The organism is Ensifer sp. SSB1 (genome assembly GCF_016652895.1).
Taxonomy (GTDB): Bacteria; Pseudomonadota; Alphaproteobacteria; order Rhizobiales; family Rhizobiaceae; genus Ensifer.
Genome location: NZ_JAEPRP010000199.1, coordinates 1 through 1,685 on the forward strand (window position 1 = coordinate 1; position 1,685 = coordinate 1,685).

The window sequence follows — 1,685 nt, forward strand, 5'->3', positions numbered from 1 at the left end:
GATGGTGAAGGGCGCAGGATCGCTGGCACGCTCCCGGGCGAGATCAAGCACGGTCTGGCGCAGGCAGCGGGAATTGCCGAGCCCGGTCAACAGATCGATGTTGCCCGTCACGGCGGGCATATCGAGGCCGATGCGGTGATAGGGGGTCTCAACAGCCGTCATAGCCGCGCCCCCCCAGCATGATCGCGACAATGCGGGCCACGCTCCGTTGCAGGCAAAACCCGACGCCACGGCGCGAACCGGCAATGTCGTTCCGACACGGTCCGGACATGAGCAACGGGATGGGCGCAATGCATTCGGGTTGGGCTCTACACTTTAACGGCAATTCGGTGCAGACGATCGCAATCGGCGGTTAACAATCCGATATCGCTCTGCTCCTAGATCTGCCATTAGCCTCCCCAATTCTAGCGAGTTGACACGTCTTTCTTTCAACCTGCCGTTCGCATTGCCTTTGCCGGCATGAATTTCCTGAGCACCGCCTCGATCATGTCCGGGCTCACGGGCTTCATGATATGGTCGTCCATACCCGATGCCTTGCACTGCTGCAGGTCGATATCCAGCGCCTGCGCGGTGACCCCGATGATCGGCGTTTTCTGTCCCCTGGAGTTTTCTGCCGTCCTGATGGCGACCGTGGCATCGAAGCCGTTCATGATCGGCATCGAGACATCCATGAGCACCAGCGCCGGTTGCAGCTCGTGCCAGAGCTCGACGGCCTCGCGGCCGTTGGCGGCGATCCGATGCGAAACGCCGAGCCCCTCCAGGATCTGCGTGAACACGAACTGGTTGATCTGATTGTCTTCGGCCACAAGCACGTCGACCTGCGGCGTCGGCGGCGGTGCCGCAATCCCCTCGCCTTCAAACGACAGAGACCAATCCGGCTGCTGCATCGGAGAAGCCGCTGACCGCTCGGAGCAGGCGCGGAACACTTCCGCGAGCACCGCGGCGCCATCCTGCTGCTGAGACAGCGGCAGGATCGGGCAATGGCGCCAGGTCGAAGCGACCTGCTGCCTCTCTGAAAATGCCAGGTCGAGCAGCAGGACATCGAGCTTGATGCCGGCATCTTCGACCGCGTGACCGAAGGCTCGCAGTTCACCGGCATCGCGAACGGCGCAGGCGTCGAGCCCGGAACCGCGGAGACGCGTGACCAGCCGATCTTCCATCGCCCGGTCGGCCGTTGCGATCAGCACGCGAAGACCGCGGGCGGGCAAGGTCTCGATCATCGATCCCGCTTCCACGAGCTGCTGGACGTTCAGCGCCCGGAACGGGTCATAGAAATTCTGCGCCGCGGCGAAGATGCTGTAGTCGCGGATCTGCAGGCCGACCTCGGCATGAGGTTCATCGCTGCTCTGATGCAAGACGGCGATGTCGGTCACGTCGTTCATGCAGGTCACGACGAAATGACGGCCGGGCATGCCGACGCGGTATTTGCGCGTGAGCACCCAGAGGTCGCTGCCGTCGGCGCGCACGATATGTTCTGCCTGCGAGTATGGCTTGCCGGTTTCGAGCACCATCCGGTCCGATTGTTCGAAACGTTCGGCAAGCTCGCTTTCGACCAAATCCCAGGCGGAACGGCCGAGGATCGCATCCTGCTGCAGATCATGGATCAGGCAGAAGGCCTTGTTGACGGCGATATAGTTGAGGTTGCGATCCTTGACGCAGACCGGATTGGGCTGGGCGTCGAGGAT

At 62.3% G+C, this 1,685-nt stretch carries 1 protein-coding gene; it reads right to left on the reverse strand.

What is annotated here, in order from left to right; translation table 11 throughout:
• Positions 1-428: 428 nt before the first annotated feature.
• Positions 429-1,685: response regulator (locus I8N66_RS32125; protein ID WP_291162891.1), on the reverse strand; the 1,257-nt coding region annotated here is incomplete at its 5' end.